The following is a 16,373-nucleotide window of genomic DNA, read 5'->3' on the forward strand; positions in this document are numbered from 1 at the left end:
ACCGCGCTCCGCCACCTGCTTGACCGCCGCGATCTTGAATTCCTCTGTGTACCGCTTTCCGCTCATACCTTCTCCTTGTGCCCAACATTATGGCTCAGGAGTGTCTACGGTAGTCGTGGCGATTCACTTACGCGAACAGACGGAAGTCATTTTTCGGGACTACGGTACTTATTCTCAATGGGACTGGCGCGTGACGGGCGACGATCCTTTCATGACCGATGCCTGTCAGTTTGACGAAACCGACTTCAATTACCTGAGCCGCCGCTGGGAGGCGGCAGGCTGGTATTACTGGTACGAACACGACGCCACTGGGCACAAGCTCATCGTCAGCAGTGATTCCACGCGGGCTCCGGCGCTCGATGGTGGCGCGGAAGTGCGTTTTCATGGCGAAGGTGGCGCTCTGGAAGAGGATGCAATTGATCGCTGGTCGCCAGTGCGACAGACGATGCCCTCCAGCTTTGCTTTGAACGGTTTCAACTTCAAGGATCCACGACCGTCCAGTATCACCATTCCCACCTTGAACCAGCAGGGCAAGGTCCCAGAGATCGAATCCTATGAATACGCCGGCGCTTACGGTTTCAAAAACTTCCAGGATGGCGATGCTCAGTGTCGAATCAGGATGGAAGAAATCGAAGCCATTGCCAAGCACATCGAGGCGGAAGGTAATAACCGTTTCCTGATGCCGGGCCGCTGGTTTCAACTGGTCGAGCACTTCAATCACGGTGTTTATGGCCGAAGCAGCGATGCTCGTAAGGACGACTTCGTAATCTTATCGGTCCGCCACATCGCCACCAACAACTATTTGCAGGAAGAAGATGAGAAAACGCTCTATCGCAATTGGTTGACGTGCACCCGCAAGAATATTCCTTGGAGACCAGGCCGAAACTTCAACAGCACGGATACCAAAATCCTCGCACCTCAAACTGCCGTTGTCGTCGGCCCCTCTGGTTCGGATAGCATCCATACCGATGAATACGGTCGGATACGGGTGCAATTCCATTGGGACCGGGAAGGCGACAACGACGACCGCAGCTCTGCCTGGATACGGGTATCTAGTTCCTGGGCTGGAGCCGAGCTTGGCGCCGCTGCGATTCCAAGAGTGGGAACTGAAGTCATCGTCCAATGGCTGGGCGGATGCCCCGACCGTCCGATTATCACAGGAGCGGTATTCAATGAGCACAACATGCCGCCGTGGACTGTGCCAACACAACAGGCGTTGACTGGCTTTCGAAGCCGCGAGTTAACGCCAAATGGCGGCAATGCTCCCGCTGGGCGGAGCAATCACTTGGTCCTCGACGACACTAATGGACAGATCCAGGCGCAGCTCAAGAGCGATCATTTGTACAGCCAGCTCTCGCTCGGGTATATCACACGAATCGAAGATAACCGTGGCCGAAAGGATGCACGAGGAGAAGGCTGGGAACTGCGAACCGACGGGCATGGGGTACTGCGCTCGGCAGACGGAATGCTCGTTACTACCGAGCGGCGCGATCGTGGCCAATCTCACATTACCGATATGGGGGAGACCCTCCAGCGCTTAGCAGATGCTCACCATCTGCATGAAAGACAAGCTAAGGAGGCTATCGGGCAGGAAGCCCAAGAATGGGGACATCAGGATGAAGTAGCCGATATTTTGCATAGCCAGAATAAAGCCGTAGCTGGGACCGTAGGACAATTTCCAGAACTGTCTACTCCTCATCTTGTTCTCGCAAGTGCGGCCGGACTTGTTACCTCAACGGTACAGTCCACTCACCTATCGAGCGAGGAGCAAATCGCTCTCATTGCCAAGAGAGATGTATCAATTGCCGCTGGCGACAGCCTCTTTGCAAGTGTGACGCAAACCTTGAGATTATTCGTGAGAAACGCAGGGATGAAGTTTCTTGCAGCAGCAGGAAAAATTTCTGTCGTAGCAAAGCAGGATGATATTGAGCTCATCGCAGCAAAAGTCCTTACACTCATCAGCCAAACGGAGTGGATTGATTTGAAAGGAAAAAAAGGCATCCGCCTGCATGGGGCAGGTTCTATGGTGGAAATCAGTGATAAAGTTCAGTTCTTCACTGCATCGCCAACATTATTCCATGGCAACCTTGAAACCTTGGGGGCATCCCCGCGTCCACATACCCGTGCTGCAACTCATACTACTTCCTCTCCATCACCTTTACCTCACGACAACCAGACATTTGACGAGCAATTTCAACTGATTGGATCTGATGGGCACACTCCAATCGTCAATCGTCGATACCGCATTACCGCTGACAACGGACAAACGTGGGAAGGAAGAAGTGACGACCGTGGCTTGACGCAGCGTGTTGTTACACGTTCTTCCGCAAAGCTTTCCCTTCTACTGCTTCCAGACTAACAATCCTTTAGAGGTTCACATGTCCGAAGTAATTGTCGGTCAAGCTAATACAAATCTTACCCCTGGCTCAGTCGCTGCGGTAAAAATTGATGACTACATTTGCACTCTCGGTTTAGAGGAAAATGAATTTGGGGACACTCTTCCAATAATCCCTACTACTGCCCGGACGGAGCGGAATAAGATTCTTTACCACCTCCGCATTAAGGCCACGCTAACCCGTCAAACTGACGGGAGCCCGGTACCAAGCTATAAGTTTTCCATTAGATCTAACCGGGCGAGCGATCGAATAGAGTCAAAAGGACAGACAAACGCGCAGGGAGAAGTGACATTCACCTTAGTTACGCGAGAACCTGGCGAATTAGAGCTAACAACCCCAACTGTCGGGATTTCACTACTCCCCTTCTCAATCAAACTCCAGCAAGCGTGGTATGAGTCACCCTTCCTCATCACTGGCTATAACGTTTGCGATGAAAGCGATTTTTCCGGACAGCTAGTTGAGGGAAAAGGTCTCGATGAGAAGCACAAAGATGATTTCCTGTATGGTGCCGCAGGGGTGGCCATGCAGGGAACAGGCAAGACCACTCAAGGAAGATACGTTCGACTAAATAACAAGCCCGGGGGTTGGCAAACGAACAAGAAAGGAAGTCCTGAACGCTTGGCAAATCCGTCTGCAGCAGAATTTGCTTACGCAAGTGGGGTTCATGGGAAGTACGATGATCTCAAAGAAAATTATTCGATTGCCGTTGACAAGGCCGTGATTCCCAAAAAAGCAAAGGTCGAGATAGACGGACTCGGAGAACGTGTGGCAGATGACTCCGGTGGCGCGATCGACCTATACCACATAGACAATTTTCTTGGCTCAGGTAAGGCAGTAGTGAAAACCTGGCTAAAAGGTGGAATAAACGGGACAAAACGACGGGTAAAATACCTTGGGAACAGCAAATGAAAACAACATCTCGATCTTTATGCACTCTAATATTAGTATTGCTGGCCAACTACGCTGAAGCAGAAGAGTTAAAAAAGATTTATTTGGACCAGAAGAATAATGTTCACATACTGACACAAAAAGGCGAGCATCGACAGCTCACTCATAAGGGCAATGCAAGTACGCCGAAGCTTGCGCCAGACAATGAAACCGTTGCTTGGCTCAAATTAAACATATGGAGAGCGGAAGGTGATGACAAACCTGGATCCGAAGAGCTCGTCATTTACCGCAATGGAAAATCAGCATCAATAAAGTGCACACCTTTTATCCGTGATTACTGGTTCTGGCAAAATGGCCGCCAAATCGCAATTGACTGTGGAGGAAGACACTTCGCGGGCCGCGAAATTCTTTACGACGCCAGAACCTTGAAAGAACTCGCGAACTTCGACCAAGCCGAAGTCCCATTAGAAAAGCGCCCGGATTGGTCGAACAGTGACGACTAATCAGCAACCAAGTGAAATAAATGTCGCTTACTACGATTGCCTCGCAACAAGTGTACAAAGAGGAACGATATGATCCATGAAGGGCGTCGTGTTATTCGCTTGAACGACAAAACCGATCACGGCGGGCAGGTTGTCTTTGTTTCATCGGGGACCGTTGTCCTAGGCATCGAAGCAGCGCTTGCGGACGATATGACCTATTGTCCAAAATGCAAAGGAAACTTTCCCATCAAACCAGACGGTGCCGGAGCCAAGCATATCGGACGCCCCTATGCATATGATAGTGATCAGACTGCATGTGGTGCGAAACTGATCTCTTCGCTTTGATTGTTGCTAGCCTACCTATCGGCGGCATTCCTTGATATAGATCACCGTCATTACGCTGGGCATATGAGACGTGGTCGAGCACAACCTATGTGATGCATTGGTGACGTGAAATCGGTCAACTACCGGCCGCTACCCTTGGGTAAGATTGAATGATCAGTTTGGCAAGCGCTGCAAGTCATTGATTAATAAATTTTCCCTAACCCGACCCAGCGACTTTTAATCCGTTGGTCGCTGGTTCGAGCCCAGCACGGCCTACCAAGATTCAGCGAAAACGCCAGCCTTCGGGCTGGCGTTTTTGTTTTGGGCGTCGGCCGACGCTCTCCATTCTCTCCCTCCCCGTGCTGCCATTGCCGTGATCGGCCGGCTGCGACGAGCTTGCCAGCAAGTTGCGTCAGCTCAAGTTTCACCTGTACACGTCCTTGAATAATTACAAGGTTCTCAACGACAGGGAGCGTTGCGCGCTCGTTCCACAGCGCGATCTACGGCGGGCGCAACAATCACAGCCACGTCATGGCCTACGATGTGGCGATGGAGAAAACGATGAGCAAACCATGGTGGATCCTCGCGATCACGCTGGGAATTGGGCTGGTGCTTGGCGGGCGCTGGGTGCTGGCGGCGCGCGAAGCCGATGCGCGCCAGGCGCAAGCCAGGGCCGCGGCATCGAAGGCGAGCGAGCAGCTGGCAGCGGCACGTACCGAACAGGGACGACGGGAGTATGTCCTGGAAGTGATCAACCTGGGCGTCACGCTGGACAAATACCGGCAGGGCAAGCTATGGGACGCCCTGCAATCCGGCAATCCTTACACGTCGCTGCGCGAGCAGGATCCGAAAAAATACCCTTGGACGAACACGGACAAGCTCGGCATGAGCGGCGGCCGCAGTGGCGCCACGCTGGAAAATGGCGCCGCCTATACCGTCCTGGAATGGGGAACGCCGGTCTTCAACGCGAGGCCTCCCGACATGAGCAAATACGCCAACCATCCGCTCAAACCGAATATGGGATTTGCTGCGGGGACAGAATCCTCCGGCATGATAGCGAGCCTTTTCGTGGCCGGCCCGGCACGCTTCGCCGAGCGCCCGGACCGCATCCTCGACGACGTCTTCGACTTCTTCGATGCCAATCCGGACATTCCCTATGTCGTCTTGAACTCGAATGACGGCATGAGCGTGCGAGAGTCCTCTCTCCCTTCCGGATCGCCACCGCTCGTCAAGGACGGCTACTACGTCCCCGACATGCCCGACGCCTCGGCACTGTTCGTCCTGGCCCGCCGCGAGCGGGTCGATCCGATCCGGCCATTCGCCTACGATGATATCGACGACTACCGCACGCCCATGGATGTGCTGAACCGCGACGGCATCGCACGACGCCTTTTCCTGGGCTACCTCGACCTGGAACGCTCCGTGCCCCAGCCGGATGAACCCGGTCTGCCGGACCGGCGCAAGGTCACCGTCGCCGAATGGCTGGACTTCGCCGCCAAGTTCAGCGTACGCCCGGACATCCGCGGCACCGGCGAAATCAGTTTTCTCGACCGTGAATTCAAGGCCAAGCACCGCCCTCCACGAGACTGGAAGCCCACGCCCTGGTTCCCCGTCCCATGGAGCAAGAAGCAACTCGGCGAATTCGACCGAATGACCACGCGCGGCTTCGTCCACCGGCCCGTCTTCGTGAAGACCACCGACGAACACGGCAAGCCATTGTCCCGCCGCGAGGCGCGCCAACAGGCGCTGATGGAAGGGTTGCAGGAAGCGCTGCGCACGCTGCCGGAAGCCGAGCGGGCCAAGGCGCCGGCACGCGTCATCGTCGCCACCAACAACCAGACCGCGCAGCTGGTTGCGCTCGAAGGCATGCTGCACCAGTATGCCGCGCAGGGTGGCCCCGAGATCGACAGCGGCAGGCTCGACCAGTTCATCAACATCGACCGGCGCCTCGGCAATACCGGGGCGGCCACGTTGTTCATGGAAATGGCGATCGGCGTGATCGGCAGCTATCGCGCCGGCGGACCCAGCCTGGCGATCAACCTGCGCGATCCGCACGAGGCGACCTTCATGTTCATCAGCCCGCCGTCCGACGAACGACGCGAGGCCCAGAAAAGCCGGGGTGACGTGTTCCGCAGCGTCCGGTCGCCGGCGAGCGACCTGGACAACTATGCCGTACCGACGGCGACACAACCATGAAAAACGTCATCCGGCTCGGCGATGCCACCTCCCACGGCGGCAAGGTGATCGGCGCCGACGCCACCCATTTCAAGGTCCACGGGATTCCGGTGGCGTGCGTGGGCGATGCGTGCAGTTGCCCTATGCCGGGTCATGCCGGCTGCACGATCGCGACGGGCTCCGCCCACCACCTGATCGGCGGGAAAAGCATCGCTTTCGACGGCGACAGTCTCAGTTGCGGAGCAAAGCTGATCTCCAGCTTTCCGCACTTCAGTGCGAACAGATGACACGGAAACGATGGCTCATGCGTCGTTTTCGTTCCCGATCTCCGCCAGGATCTTTTCGATATCCCCCATCTGCACCGGCTTGGTCAGATGATGATCGAACCCCGCCTCGCTCGACTGGCTGCGGTCCGCTTCCGCGCCCCATCCCGTCAGCGCCACCAGCACCGTGTCTTCCAGTCCCGCCATGGCGCGCAGCGCGCGCGCCGTTTCGTAGCCGTTCAGGCGCGGCATGCCGATGTCGAGGAAGGCCAGGCGCGGCCGGAAGGCGGCGGCGATGTCCAGCGCCGCGACGCCGTCGTGCGCCGTGCGTACCCGGTGGCCGTGCAGTTCCAGGATCATCGCCAGCGTGACGGCCGCGTCGACGTTGTCGTCCACCACCAGCACGTCGATGCCGGCGCCCGCCGCGTCCTGCGCCGCGCCGGGAGCCGGCTGCGGCGCCGCGCCCGCCTGCGCGGCGATGGACGCCAGCGGCAGGCGCACCGTGAACGTGCTGCCGGCGCCCGCCCCGCCGCTGGCGGCAGTCACGCTGCCGTCGTGCAGCTCGACCAGCCGGCGCACCAGCGACAGCCCGATGCCCAGGCCGCCCTGGGACCGATCGAGGCTGCGGCCGACCTGGTTGAACATCTCGAACACGCCGTCCAGCGCCTCGGCCGGGATGCCGATGCCGGTGTCGGCCACGACGATCGCCGCATGATCGCCGTCGCGGCGCATGGCGAGGTCGATGCGTCCGCCCGCCGGCGTGTACTTGGCGGCGTTGTTGAGCAGGTTCGCCACCACCTGCGCGATGCGCGTGACGTCGACGTCGGCCACCAGCGCCTCGTCCGGCATGTCGACGCGCAGCGCGTGCCGGCCCGCCTCGATCATCGGCAGGCTCGTCTCGATCGCGCTGGACAGCACCTGTTGCAGCGCGACCCGCGCGCGCTTGAGCTCCAGCTTGCCGCCGCTGATGCGGGCGACGTCGAGCAGGTCGTCGATCAGGTGCACCATGTGGCCGACCTGGCGCTCCATCATGTCGCGTACCCTGGCCACCGCGGCCGCGCTGTCGCCGCTCAGGCGCAGGACGCCCAGCGCGCTGCGGATCGGCGCCAGCGGATTGCGCAGCTCGTGCGCCAGCGTGGCCAGGAATTCGGTCTTGCGGCGGTCCGCCTCGGACAGATCGGCGGCCAGCCGGCGCAGCCTGTCGTCGGCGTGCTTGCGCGCGCTGATGTCGGAGAACAGCAGCGCGACGCGGTGCCGGCGCGGGTCGCCGATGCGCGTCGCGTAGACGTCGAACCAGCGCCCCATCGCCTCCGCGCCGCTCTCGAAGCGCACCGGCTCGCCGCTCAAGGCGACGCGGCCGTAGGTGTCGACCCAGAAGGCGTCCAGGTCGGGCACCAGCTCCAGCGCCGTCCGGCCGGCGGCGCCGGCCAGTCCCGTGTGGCGCTCGAACGTCGCGTTCATCTCGATGAAGCGGTAGTCGACCGGGCGGCCGCCGCCGTCGAGGATCATCTCGATGATGCAGAAACCCTGGTCCATCGACTCGAACAGCGTGCGGTAGCGCTCCTCGCTGGCGCGCAGCTCCTCCGCCGCGCGCTTGCTCGCGGCGGTGTCGAGCACAATCGCCACCAGGCCCTGGATCTCGCCGTCCGGCCCGCGCAGCACGTTCACGCTGCTGGTGGCCGGGACCGGCGTGCCGTCCTTGCGCAGGTAGTGCTTGTCGATCGCGGCCTCGGCGCCGTCGACCAGCAGCCGGTTCACCGTCTCCAGCGTCTTCTGCACCGAATCGGGCGCGGTGACGTCGACCACGCTGCGGCCGATCAGCTCGGCCGGCTCGTAGCCGAGCATGTCGGCGTACTTGCGGTTCACGAAGGTGATGGTGCCCGCCGCGTCCATCTCGACCACGCCGGTGGCGGCCTGGCTGACGATCTTCATGAACCGCTCGCGGCTGGCGTGCAGCTGCGCCTCGGCCAGCTTGCGGTGGGTCTGGTCGACGCCGTGCGCCAGCAGGCCCGTCACGCGGCCGTCGGCGTCGCGCAGCGCCATGTAGACCAGGTCGATGAAGCGCTCCTCCAGCGGCATGCCGGGCCGGCGCTGCAGCACGACCGGCAGGTCGGTGCCGAAGAACGGCTCGCCGGTGCGGTAGACGCGGTCCAGGATCTCCAGGTAGCCCTGGCCGGCGATCTCCGGCAGCGCGGCGCGCAACGGCTGGCCGACCAGGTTGCGGTTGCCGACCAGCTGCAGGTAATGGTCGTTGATCAGCTCGAACACGTGGTCGGGGCCGCGCAGCACGCACATGAACGCGGGCGCCTGGCGGAAGATCTCGTTCATGCGCTCGTGCGCGGCCTGCACTTCCCGCAGCAGCCGTTCGCGCTCGGCGCCGGCCTCCACTTCGCCGGTGATGTCGCGGTGCACGCCGATCCATTCGACGACGCGCCCGTCCGCCACGATGGGCACGGCCTTCACGCGCATGTGCCGGTACTGGCCGTCGGCGCGCCGCAGGCGCTGCGTGTTCTCGTAGACGGCGCCGGCGGCGTGCGCGCGCGTCCACGCCTCGACGGTCGCGACGCGGTCGTCCGGGTGGATCGCGTCCAGCCAGCCCTCGTCGCGGTAGGCGTCGAACGCCTGTCCGGTGAACGCCGCCCACGCCGGCTGCTCGGCATCGAAATTGCCCGACGACGCGCCGTGCCAGACCATGGCGCTGCTCGCCTCGAGCAGGGAACGGAAACGCGCCTCGCTCGCCTGCAGCGCGCGCTGCGCCTGGCGCACGGCGCCGATGTCGCGCGCCACCGCCACCAGGTTGACGGGCCGTCCCGGCGCGCCGCCGACCGCAGTGACCGCGACGTCCCACCAGCGGCGCGCATCGGGGCCGGCCTCGCACGCCGCCTCGAAACTGCCGCTGCCGCCCTGCGCCGCAGCGGCCAGCGCGGCCTCGACGGCGCCCCGGTATGGCGCCGGCCACAGCGACGCCCACGGCGCGCCGGCGCATTCCCGCGTGCCCAGGGCCCGCCGGCCCGTCCCGTTCAGGGCCAGCACGCGGCCATCCAGGTCGAGCACGGTGATGCAGTCGGGGCTGTTCTCGAACAGTTGCCAGCCCAGTGCGGGCAGGTCCAGGCCGGCGGGTATGTCTTGGTCACGCAACATGAAGGTATGGATGCAATGGGTGCGGCGTCGCATGGGTTGCACCGGAGCGCCATTTTTGACGAAAAGTCTACCTATACCACATCAGGAGGCCGCGCATCGTATTGGACATTGCAGATTTTCATCATTTGAATCCATTGCGCAGGAATGATACCGATCAGAACCAAAAGTTGCATGGAGTCAATATTAAAATCCGACCGTTGGCTAGACTGGCTTGCGGTGATACGGAACCGCCGGCGCCCGCGCCGAGTCCAAAAAGCCGGGTAGCCGCCATGTGCCGGCGCCCATCGACGAGCAGGTTTTTCCAACTCCTGGAGCAATCATGAACCGACCGATGCGTTATCTTGCCGCCTTCGTCCTGTCCGGCGCCGCCCATGCGGCGCCCGCCACCCCGCCGCTGCACGCCACGGCCCAGCAGATGGCCGACCTCGAGGGCAGCTACGTCCTCGACAACGGCCAGCGCGCCGACATCGTCGTGCTGGACGGACGGCTGTACATCGCGCTGCCGCGCCAGCGCAAGGAACTCGTGCTGGTCGCGCCCGGCCAGTTCGCCTCGCGCGACGGCAGGGTGACGGTGCGGCCCCATTCGGATGGCGGCGAAGACCGGATCCTGCTCGGCTACCAGCCGGCCCGCCAGGCCGGCACGCCGGTGCAGCTGGCGTCGGGCACGCGGCGCGGCCGGGGCGGCGTCGACTGACCGCGGAAAATTGCACGCGATCGCAATAAAGTACTTGGCAGGACGCGCCGACCCGCTATAATGCACGCCTTCTCAGGGTCGTTAGCTCAGTTGGTAGAGCAGCGGACTTTTAATCCGTTGGTCGCTGGTTCGAGCCCAGCACGGCCTACCAAGATTCAGCGACAACGCCAGCCTCCGGGCTGGCGTTGTCGTTTCCGTCTCCCCTGCCGCCGTCCTTAACCGGCATCCACCATCACGCAGTTGCGCCCGCCCTTCTTGGCCGCATACAGCGCCTTGTCCGCCGCCGCGACCAACAGCGCCGCCTCGTGCAGGCGCTGCGGCTCGAACGCCGCCACGCCGATGCTGAGCGTGACCATCGGCCAGTGCGCCGCCGGCGCGTGCGCCAGTTGCAACGCCGCCACGTGCTCGCGGATCGCGTTGGCGTGCACGCGCGCCTGCTCCAGCGTGGTGTCCGGCAGGATCGCCGCGAATTCCTCGCCGCCGTAGCGCGCCGCCACGTCGGCCGGGCGCTTCAGCTTCGCGGCCAGCGCCCTGGCCACCGTCGCCAGGCAGGCGTCGCCCTGCTGGTGGCCGAAATGGTCGTTGTAGGCCTTGAAGGAATCGATGTCGATCAGCAGCAGCGCCAGGTTGCCCTGCGCGCGCTGGGCGCGGCGCAGTTCGCGGTCGAGGGCGACGTCGAAGTAGCGGCGGTTGGCGATGCCGGTCAGGCCGTCCACGTAGGAACGCGCGCGCAGCGATTCGGCATGGTCGAGCAGGCGCTTTTCGCGCTCCACCGTGCCGCTGACGTCGCGGATCTCGATCAGGCAGTGGCGCTCGCCATCCTCGTCGAACGGGGTGACGGTGATGGCCTGGTCGATGCGCGGGCCGTCGAAGCTGCCGGCCTCGCGCAGCGGGAACGGCGTGCGGCTCTCGGCCGGCGGGATGGGGCCGCCCGCCCCGCCCGCGAACGCATCCAGCACGGCGGCCTCGACGCGCGAGCCGCGCAGTTCGGGAAACACGTCGAACAGCGAATGCCCGCGCACGCGGGCGGCGGCGCGGCCGCAGCGGGGCACCATCCAGCCGTTCCACAGGACGATGCGGTGGGCACTGTCGAGCACGACGATACCGCCCTGCACGAGCTGGAGGACGCGCTCGGACAGGCCGGCACGGGAGGTGGAGTCGGTGAGGGACACGGGCATGGTTTGATATCTTGCGATCAACTGATCATACCGGAAATCCACCATGCTGCGGCCAGCCCGGCCATGCAACAATTGCTGCATCCAACAAACAATTGTTGTTAATTTCACGCAGGCACTTGGCCGGGCGGCGGCGAGCGGCTATAATGCCGTCCGTCGGGTCGTTAGCTCAGTTGGTAGAGCAGCGGACTTTTAATCCGTTGGTCGCTGGTTCGAGCCCAGCACGGCCTACCATGAATTTGCAGTGCCGAAGAAGGCGTCATGAGCGATCATGACGCCTTTTTTCGTTGCCCGGCATATTCGTCAGCCACGGGCACGCGCCATTGCACCGCCTTCTCGTTCAGCCGGACAGCCCCGGGCCGGCCGTGTCGAAGCCCACCAGCCCGCGCTGGGCCGCCACCACCACCGCCTGCGTGCGCGCATTGGCGCCGAGCTTGCCCATCAGGCTGCGGACATGCCACTTCACGGTGCCGACCTCGATGCCCAGGTCGCGCGCGATGCGCTTGTTGCACAGGCCCCTGGCCAGCAGGTGCAGCACGTCGCTCTCGCGGCCGGTCAGGCGCTGGGCCGGCAGGCCGAGGCGCGCGGCCGCGACGGGACACAGGTGGCGCGCTCCCGCCAGCAGCTGGCGCACCGCTTCGCGCAGCTGCGCCGCGCCGGTGTCGGCCAGCAAATAGCCGGCCACGCCGCATTCCAGCGCGCGCCGCACGTCCCATTCCTTGTCGCGGCCGGTCACGACCAGCACCGGCCTGGCCGCGCCGGCGCGCGCCAGCGCAATGCCCGCCGCGTAGTCGGCGACGACGATGTCCGCCCGTGCCAGCACGTCCGGCCGCTCGTCATGCGTCGTGACCTGCCACCGGTCCGAGCGCAGCAGGGCCGCGAGGCCGGCGCGCACCACCGGCCGGGCGTGCACGACGTGGATGGCGGCGCCGTCTTCCATCGTCAGCCGAAGCGGATGTCGCTGGCGACGATCGACACCACCAGCGGTTCCGGGGCATGGCCGCCGTCGGCGTCGCGCAGGTAGATGTGGTGGCGGGTCGGCAGCGCGATGCCCTCGACCGTCGTGTAGTCGGAAAAATAGTGGACGGCCGGCGTGCCGCCGTTGACGTCGACGTCGTAGTCGTGGCGGCGCAGCCGGCCGTCGGCGGCAACGTAAAACGTCTGCACGCGGCTGTGGGTGGCGATGGCGTCGGGATACGTCACGCGCAGGCGGTGCCAGGTCTCGCTGTCTTCATCCCAGTCGGGCAGCTGCTCGACGCCGAAGCCCGGTTCGGCAAAGACGAACGGCACCGTCAGGTAGTTCCAGATCGCGTAGCCGACGAAGTAGGCCAGGTGCAGGTCGTCCCAGGGCGTCTCCAGGCCGAAGCCGGCGAAGGCGGCGCGCGGGTCGTCCAGCGCCGCCACGACCGTGCCGTCGGCATCCTCGATGGCGGCGCGCTGCGGCGTGACGGCGGTGCGGCGTCCGGGGGCGCCGAACGGCGCGTGCGAGGTCCACTGGCGCCGCAGGTCGACGGTGACGTCGACCTCGTCGAGCATCCCGCCCTTGCCCTTCATGGGCCACAGGACGCCGCCCTGGCTCAGGTGGGCCGACAGCGTGTCGTGCGACTTCCAGCGCGCCAGGCCGCCGTGGGCTTCCAGGATGTGTTCGAGCAGTGCGTTCATGGGACGTTCTCCGTGGTGGAATGAGGGTGTCGGCCGGCAACCCTGCCGGAACTGCGGTAAGCTGTGCGCCGCCCCGTCGTCGGGTTCGTCCAGCGCGTCCTGTACCCGTGCATGATAAATTCCCGGCAACGCGCCGCGCTGGACGAATATCCCTCGAATCCGGCCTTTCGCCCCTGTTTTCGCCCGCCATGCCCCAGACCATCCTCGCCCCCGTCCACCACGAACTGATCATCAAGAAGAGCCGTTTCCTCGCCTGCGTCCAGCCGATGCCGGACCGCGCCGGCGCGCAGAAGGTCGTCGCCGCGCTGCGCGCCGCGCATCCGGGCGCGGCCCACGTGTGCTGGTCGCTGCTGGCCGGCGGGCAGTCGGCCGCGGTCGACGACGGCGAGCCGAGCGGCACCGCCGGCCGGCCGATGCTGGACGTGCTGCGCCACCAGGACCTGGAAGGCGTGCTGGCCACCGTGGTGCGGTATTTCGGCGGCATCAAGCTGGGCGCGGGCGGCCTCGTGCGCGCCTACACGGACAGCGTCGCCCAGGCGCTGCTGGTGGCGCAGAAGGTGCCGATCGTGCGCCAGCGCCACCTGGCCTGCGGCGCGCCCTACCCGCTCGAGGGCCTGATCCGGCGCGAGCTGGACGGCGCCGGGGCGACGCTCGACGAGGTCGCGCATGCCGACAGCGTCACGTTCCTGTTCCACCTGCCGGACGACCGCGCCGGCGCCCTCGTCGCGCGGCTGAACGAGGCCGGCAACGGGCGCATCGCGTGGATCGAGGCCCAGGAAGCGTCCGGGAGCGCGTGAGCTGATAACGCTATCATCGCGCCGAATACCGGACATCACGACTCAAAAGCGGACTCGCGCGCGTGCAGCCGCCATAATCGCCGGTTCCCTGTCGCCCGCGCGCATTCGCTCCCCCGCCCGGGCCTCGTCAATACACTGAAGACACACACCATGATCAAGAAGAGCCTGGCCCCCCTGGCACTCGGCGGTTTCGGCATCGGCATGACCGAATTCGTCATGATGGGCATCCTGCCCGACATCGCCGGCGGCCTGTCGATCTCCATCCCCCAGGCGGGCTACCTGATCTCGGCCTATGCGGTCGGCGTCGTGGTCGGCGCGCCGACCCTGGTGAGCATGATGTCGCACCGGCCGCCGCGCAGCGTGCTGGTCTGGTTCATGCTGATGTTCACGGTATTCAATGCGCTGTCGGCGTTCGCGCCGAACTTCGGTTCGCTGCTGCTGCTGCGCTTCCTGGCCGGCCTGCCGCACGGCGCCTTCTTCGGCGTCGGCGCGGTGGTCGCCACGCGCCTGGCCGACAAGGGCAAGGCCGCGGCGGCCGTCGCCAGCATGTTCACCGGCCTGACGCTCGCCAATGTGATCGGCGTTCCCGCCGGCACCTGGCTCGGCCACAACATGAGCTGGCGCATCGTGTTCGCCATCGTCGCCGCCATCGGCCTGGCCACGATGGTCATGCTGCACCGGGTCGTGCCCTACATCGCCGCGACCAAGGGTCCGGGCCTGGCGCAGGACCTGCGCATCTTCCGCAATCCGAGCCTGTGGCTGGCGCTGGCCATCACGTCGATCGGTACCGGCGGCCTGTTCGCCTGGCTGAGCTATATCGCGCCGCTGCTGACCGAGGTCACCCGCTTCCACGCCAACACCATCCCGCTGATCATGACCATCGTCGGCGTCGGCATGACGGTGGGCGTGACGCTGGGCGGCAGGCTGGCCGACAGCGTGGCGCCGCTGCGCGCCATCATCATCCTCTTGATCACGCTGGTGGCGCTGCTGTGCCTGAACGGGCTGCTGGCCCATTCGCAGCCGGCGATGTTCGTGCTGTCGTTCGCGATCGGCGCCAATGCGATGGCGCTGGGCCCCTCGATCCAGATGCTGCTGATCGAGCACTCGCGCGAGGCGGAGATGCTGGGCTCGTCGCTGGGCCAGTCGGGCTTCAACATCGGCAACGCCACCGGCGCCTTCCTCGGCGGCATCCCGCTGACGCTGGGCTACTCCTATGCATCCCCGCAATGGGTGGCGGCCGCGCTGGCGCTGTGCGGCGTCGGCCTGGCGCTGGCGATGCTGCTGCACAACCGCCGCGCCGTGGGCATGCTGGCCCCGGGCGCCTGAACCAAAAACAATGACCCAAAACCGGGCTCTGACCCCGGCTCTGACCCCGGTTTGAGGGGGGTCAAACCGGGGTCAGAGCCTGAATTGTCGAGTGAATCAGGGCTTGCGGCGGCGGGCGAGGCCGAAGGCGGCCAGGCCGCCCAGTACCAGGGCGATGCTGGCGGGTTCGGGGACGGCGGTCGAGGGCGGCGTGGACGTGCCCAGGTTCAGGCCCGCGACTTCGACCGCCTTGAAGCCATTGGTATTGATCTGGACCGTCGAGTTCCAGGTATCGACGATGACGGTGCCGTTGACGTTGCCCGAGTTCTTCGACACCGTCGCATACGGCGCCAGGATGCTGCCGATCACGCTGCGCACGTCGACGCTCGTCGCTTCGTAGAAGTTGAACAGCACGTTGTAGCCGCTCAGCGACGCGAATTCGATATTGTTGTCGGCAAAGCTGCCGCTGCTGCCGCTGACGTTGAAGATCAGCGTCTGGCCCGGCACCAGGTTCGACAGCTTCCATTCTTTCGATGTCTGGAAGATATTGCCCGACACATCGAAGATATCGACGCCCCCCTTGCCGCTGCCACTCACGTAGGACGTACCCGCGCCGCCCGTCACGGTGCCGGTGTTGGCCAGCTTGTCCAGCGCCGACGACAGCGTCTTGTAGTAGCTCTCCGTCGCCTTGAAGTCGATCGGCTTGACCGTCGAGACGCCGTCCAGCGCCCAGTTCGGCGCCGTGATCGTGCCGCCCGCATACGTCAGTCCGTTGACGATGTTGCCATTGCTCATGTTGACATTGCCGCCGGCCACGACCGAATAGTTCGAGAACGCATCCTTGTTCTTGTCGTTGACACGGTAGCCCGACAGCGTGACGTTGCCGCCGGCGACGATGGCGCCTTCGGTATCGCTGCCGCTGGACGTGAAGTTCTTGATCGCATACACGTTCGCCCCGCCGATCGGCGCGGCCAGGTCCAGCAGCGCCGCATGGGCGGCGGGACCCGCGCACAGGGCGGTCACGGCGGCGGCGAAGGCGAGATGGCGGGAGGCAGGCATGGGATTTCCTTG

General features: G+C 63.8%; 14 protein-coding genes and 2 tRNA genes. 11 read left to right on the top strand and 5 right to left on the bottom strand.

The features are described from left to right. From QZ749_RS00005 to QZ749_RS00030, 6 genes are all read left to right on the top strand, one after another. Positions 1-2,359: type VI secretion system Vgr family protein (locus QZ749_RS00005; protein ID WP_296941970.1), on the top strand; the 2,359-nt coding region annotated here is incomplete at its 5' end. Positions 2,360-2,378: 19 nt separating this feature from the next. Continuing rightward, positions 2,379-3,305 (top strand): 3D domain-containing protein, encoded by a 927-nt coding sequence (locus QZ749_RS00010; protein ID WP_296941972.1) that lies wholly within the window; start codon positions 2,379-2,381, stop codon positions 3,303-3,305. Next, entirely contained in the window at positions 3,302-3,787 is a 486-nt protein-coding gene (locus QZ749_RS00015; RefSeq protein ID WP_296941974.1) for a hypothetical protein, read from the top strand. The genes QZ749_RS00010 and QZ749_RS00015 overlap by 4 nt, the downstream gene beginning before the upstream one ends. A gap of 69 nt (positions 3,788-3,856) precedes the next feature. Beyond that, positions 3,857-4,111, top strand: a complete 255-nt coding sequence (locus tag QZ749_RS00020; RefSeq protein WP_296941976.1) for a PAAR domain-containing protein — start codon at positions 3,857-3,859, stop codon at positions 4,109-4,111. A gap of 540 nt (positions 4,112-4,651) precedes the next feature. Further along, entirely contained in the window at positions 4,652-6,286 is a 1,635-nt protein-coding gene (locus tag QZ749_RS00025; RefSeq protein WP_296941978.1) for a DUF2875 family protein, read from the top strand. Next, entirely contained in the window at positions 6,283-6,552 is a 270-nt protein-coding gene (locus QZ749_RS00030; protein WP_296941979.1) for a PAAR domain-containing protein, read from the top strand. Before QZ749_RS00025 ends, QZ749_RS00030 begins: the two co-directional genes overlap by 4 nt. Before the next feature lie 15 nt (positions 6,553-6,567). Here the strand turns inward: QZ749_RS00030 and QZ749_RS00035 are convergent, their stop codons facing one another. Then, positions 6,568-9,669: a PAS domain-containing protein gene (locus QZ749_RS00035; RefSeq protein ID WP_296941981.1), complete on the bottom strand. Its 3,102-nt coding sequence runs from the start codon at positions 9,667-9,669 to the stop codon at positions 6,568-6,570. A 319-nt stretch (positions 9,670-9,988) separates the two neighbouring features. On the opposite strand from QZ749_RS00035, the gene QZ749_RS00040 reads away from it, so the two are divergent. Together QZ749_RS00040 and QZ749_RS00045 are read left to right on the top strand one after the other, a co-directional pair. Then, positions 9,989-10,363 (top strand): hypothetical protein, encoded by a 375-nt coding sequence (locus tag QZ749_RS00040; RefSeq protein WP_296941983.1) that lies wholly within the window; start codon positions 9,989-9,991, stop codon positions 10,361-10,363. A gap of 75 nt (positions 10,364-10,438) precedes the next feature. Further along, a tRNA-Lys gene (locus QZ749_RS00045) sits at positions 10,439-10,514 on the top strand. 64 nt (positions 10,515-10,578) lie between these two features. Here the strand turns inward: QZ749_RS00045 and QZ749_RS00050 are convergent. After that, a complete protein-coding gene (locus QZ749_RS00050; protein ID WP_296941985.1) occupies positions 10,579-11,541 on the bottom strand; it encodes a GGDEF domain-containing protein in 963 nt (320 codons plus the stop codon). Between the two features lie 155 nt (positions 11,542-11,696). Between QZ749_RS00050 and QZ749_RS00055 the strand changes: the two genes are divergently transcribed. Beyond that, positions 11,697-11,772, top strand: a tRNA-Lys gene (locus tag QZ749_RS00055). Positions 11,773-11,878: 106 nt separating this feature from the next. On the opposite strand, the gene QZ749_RS00060 is transcribed toward QZ749_RS00055, so the two are convergent. Both QZ749_RS00060 and QZ749_RS00065 read right to left on the bottom strand, forming a co-directional pair. Further along, the gene (locus tag QZ749_RS00060; RefSeq protein WP_296941987.1) at positions 11,879-12,478 is read right to left on the bottom strand and encodes a response regulator transcription factor; all 600 of its coding nucleotides are present in this window, start codon (positions 12,476-12,478) and stop codon (positions 11,879-11,881) included. A 2-nt stretch (positions 12,479-12,480) separates the two neighbouring features. Further along, complete coding sequence (locus tag QZ749_RS00065) at positions 12,481-13,200, bottom strand: hypothetical protein (RefSeq protein ID WP_296941989.1); 720 nt, start codon at positions 13,198-13,200, stop codon at positions 12,481-12,483. Positions 13,201-13,388: 188 nt separating this feature from the next. Here QZ749_RS00065 and QZ749_RS00070 point away from each other — a divergent pair, with 188 nt between their 5' ends. Together QZ749_RS00070 and QZ749_RS00075 are read left to right on the top strand one after the other, a co-directional pair. Then, positions 13,389-13,997, top strand: a complete 609-nt coding sequence (locus QZ749_RS00070; RefSeq protein ID WP_296941991.1) for a YigZ family protein — start codon at positions 13,389-13,391, stop codon at positions 13,995-13,997. Positions 13,998-14,147: 150 nt separating this feature from the next. Beyond that, positions 14,148-15,323: an MFS transporter gene (locus tag QZ749_RS00075; RefSeq protein ID WP_296941993.1), complete on the top strand. Its 1,176-nt coding sequence runs from the start codon at positions 14,148-14,150 to the stop codon at positions 15,321-15,323. Positions 15,324-15,419: 96 nt separating this feature from the next. Here QZ749_RS00075 and QZ749_RS00080 read toward each other — a convergent pair whose 3' ends face one another. Beyond that, complete coding sequence (locus QZ749_RS00080; protein ID WP_296941995.1) at positions 15,420-16,361, bottom strand: choice-of-anchor A family protein; 942 nt, start codon at positions 16,359-16,361, stop codon at positions 15,420-15,422. Positions 16,362-16,373: the final 12 nt, after the last annotated feature.

The organism is uncultured Massilia sp., assembly GCF_913773735.1.
Classification (GTDB): domain Bacteria; phylum Pseudomonadota; class Gammaproteobacteria; order Burkholderiales; family Burkholderiaceae_D; genus Telluria.

Excerpts from the sequence above, each read along its gene's own strand:
- QZ749_RS00010 (WP_296941972.1), top strand. The coding sequence starts at position 2,379 with ATGTCCGAAGTAATTGTCGGTCAAGCTAATACAAATCTTACCCCTGGC.
- QZ749_RS00015 (WP_296941974.1), top strand. The coding sequence starts at position 3,302 with ATGAAAACAACATCTCGATCTTTATGCACTCTAATATTAGTATTGCTG.
- QZ749_RS00020 (WP_296941976.1), top strand. The coding sequence starts at position 3,857 with ATGATCCATGAAGGGCGTCGTGTTATTCGCTTGAACGACAAAACCGAT.
- QZ749_RS00025 (WP_296941978.1), top strand. The coding sequence starts at position 4,652 with ATGAGCAAACCATGGTGGATCCTCGCGATCACGCTGGGAATTGGGCTG.
- QZ749_RS00030 (WP_296941979.1), top strand. The coding sequence starts at position 6,283 with ATGAAAAACGTCATCCGGCTCGGCGATGCCACCTCCCACGGCGGCAAG.
- QZ749_RS00035 (WP_296941981.1), bottom strand. The coding sequence starts at position 9,669 with ATGTTGCGTGACCAAGACATACCCGCCGGCCTGGACCTGCCCGCACTG.
- QZ749_RS00040 (WP_296941983.1), top strand. The coding sequence starts at position 9,989 with ATGAACCGACCGATGCGTTATCTTGCCGCCTTCGTCCTGTCCGGCGCC.
- QZ749_RS00050 (WP_296941985.1), bottom strand. The coding sequence starts at position 11,541 with ATGCCCGTGTCCCTCACCGACTCCACCTCCCGTGCCGGCCTGTCCGAG.
- QZ749_RS00060 (WP_296941987.1), bottom strand. The coding sequence starts at position 12,478 with ATGGAAGACGGCGCCGCCATCCACGTCGTGCACGCCCGGCCGGTGGTG.
- QZ749_RS00065 (WP_296941989.1), bottom strand. The coding sequence starts at position 13,200 with ATGAACGCACTGCTCGAACACATCCTGGAAGCCCACGGCGGCCTGGCG.
- QZ749_RS00070 (WP_296941991.1), top strand. The coding sequence starts at position 13,389 with ATGCCCCAGACCATCCTCGCCCCCGTCCACCACGAACTGATCATCAAG.
- QZ749_RS00075 (WP_296941993.1), top strand. The coding sequence starts at position 14,148 with ATGATCAAGAAGAGCCTGGCCCCCCTGGCACTCGGCGGTTTCGGCATC.
- QZ749_RS00080 (WP_296941995.1), bottom strand. The coding sequence starts at position 16,361 with ATGCCTGCCTCCCGCCATCTCGCCTTCGCCGCCGCCGTGACCGCCCTG.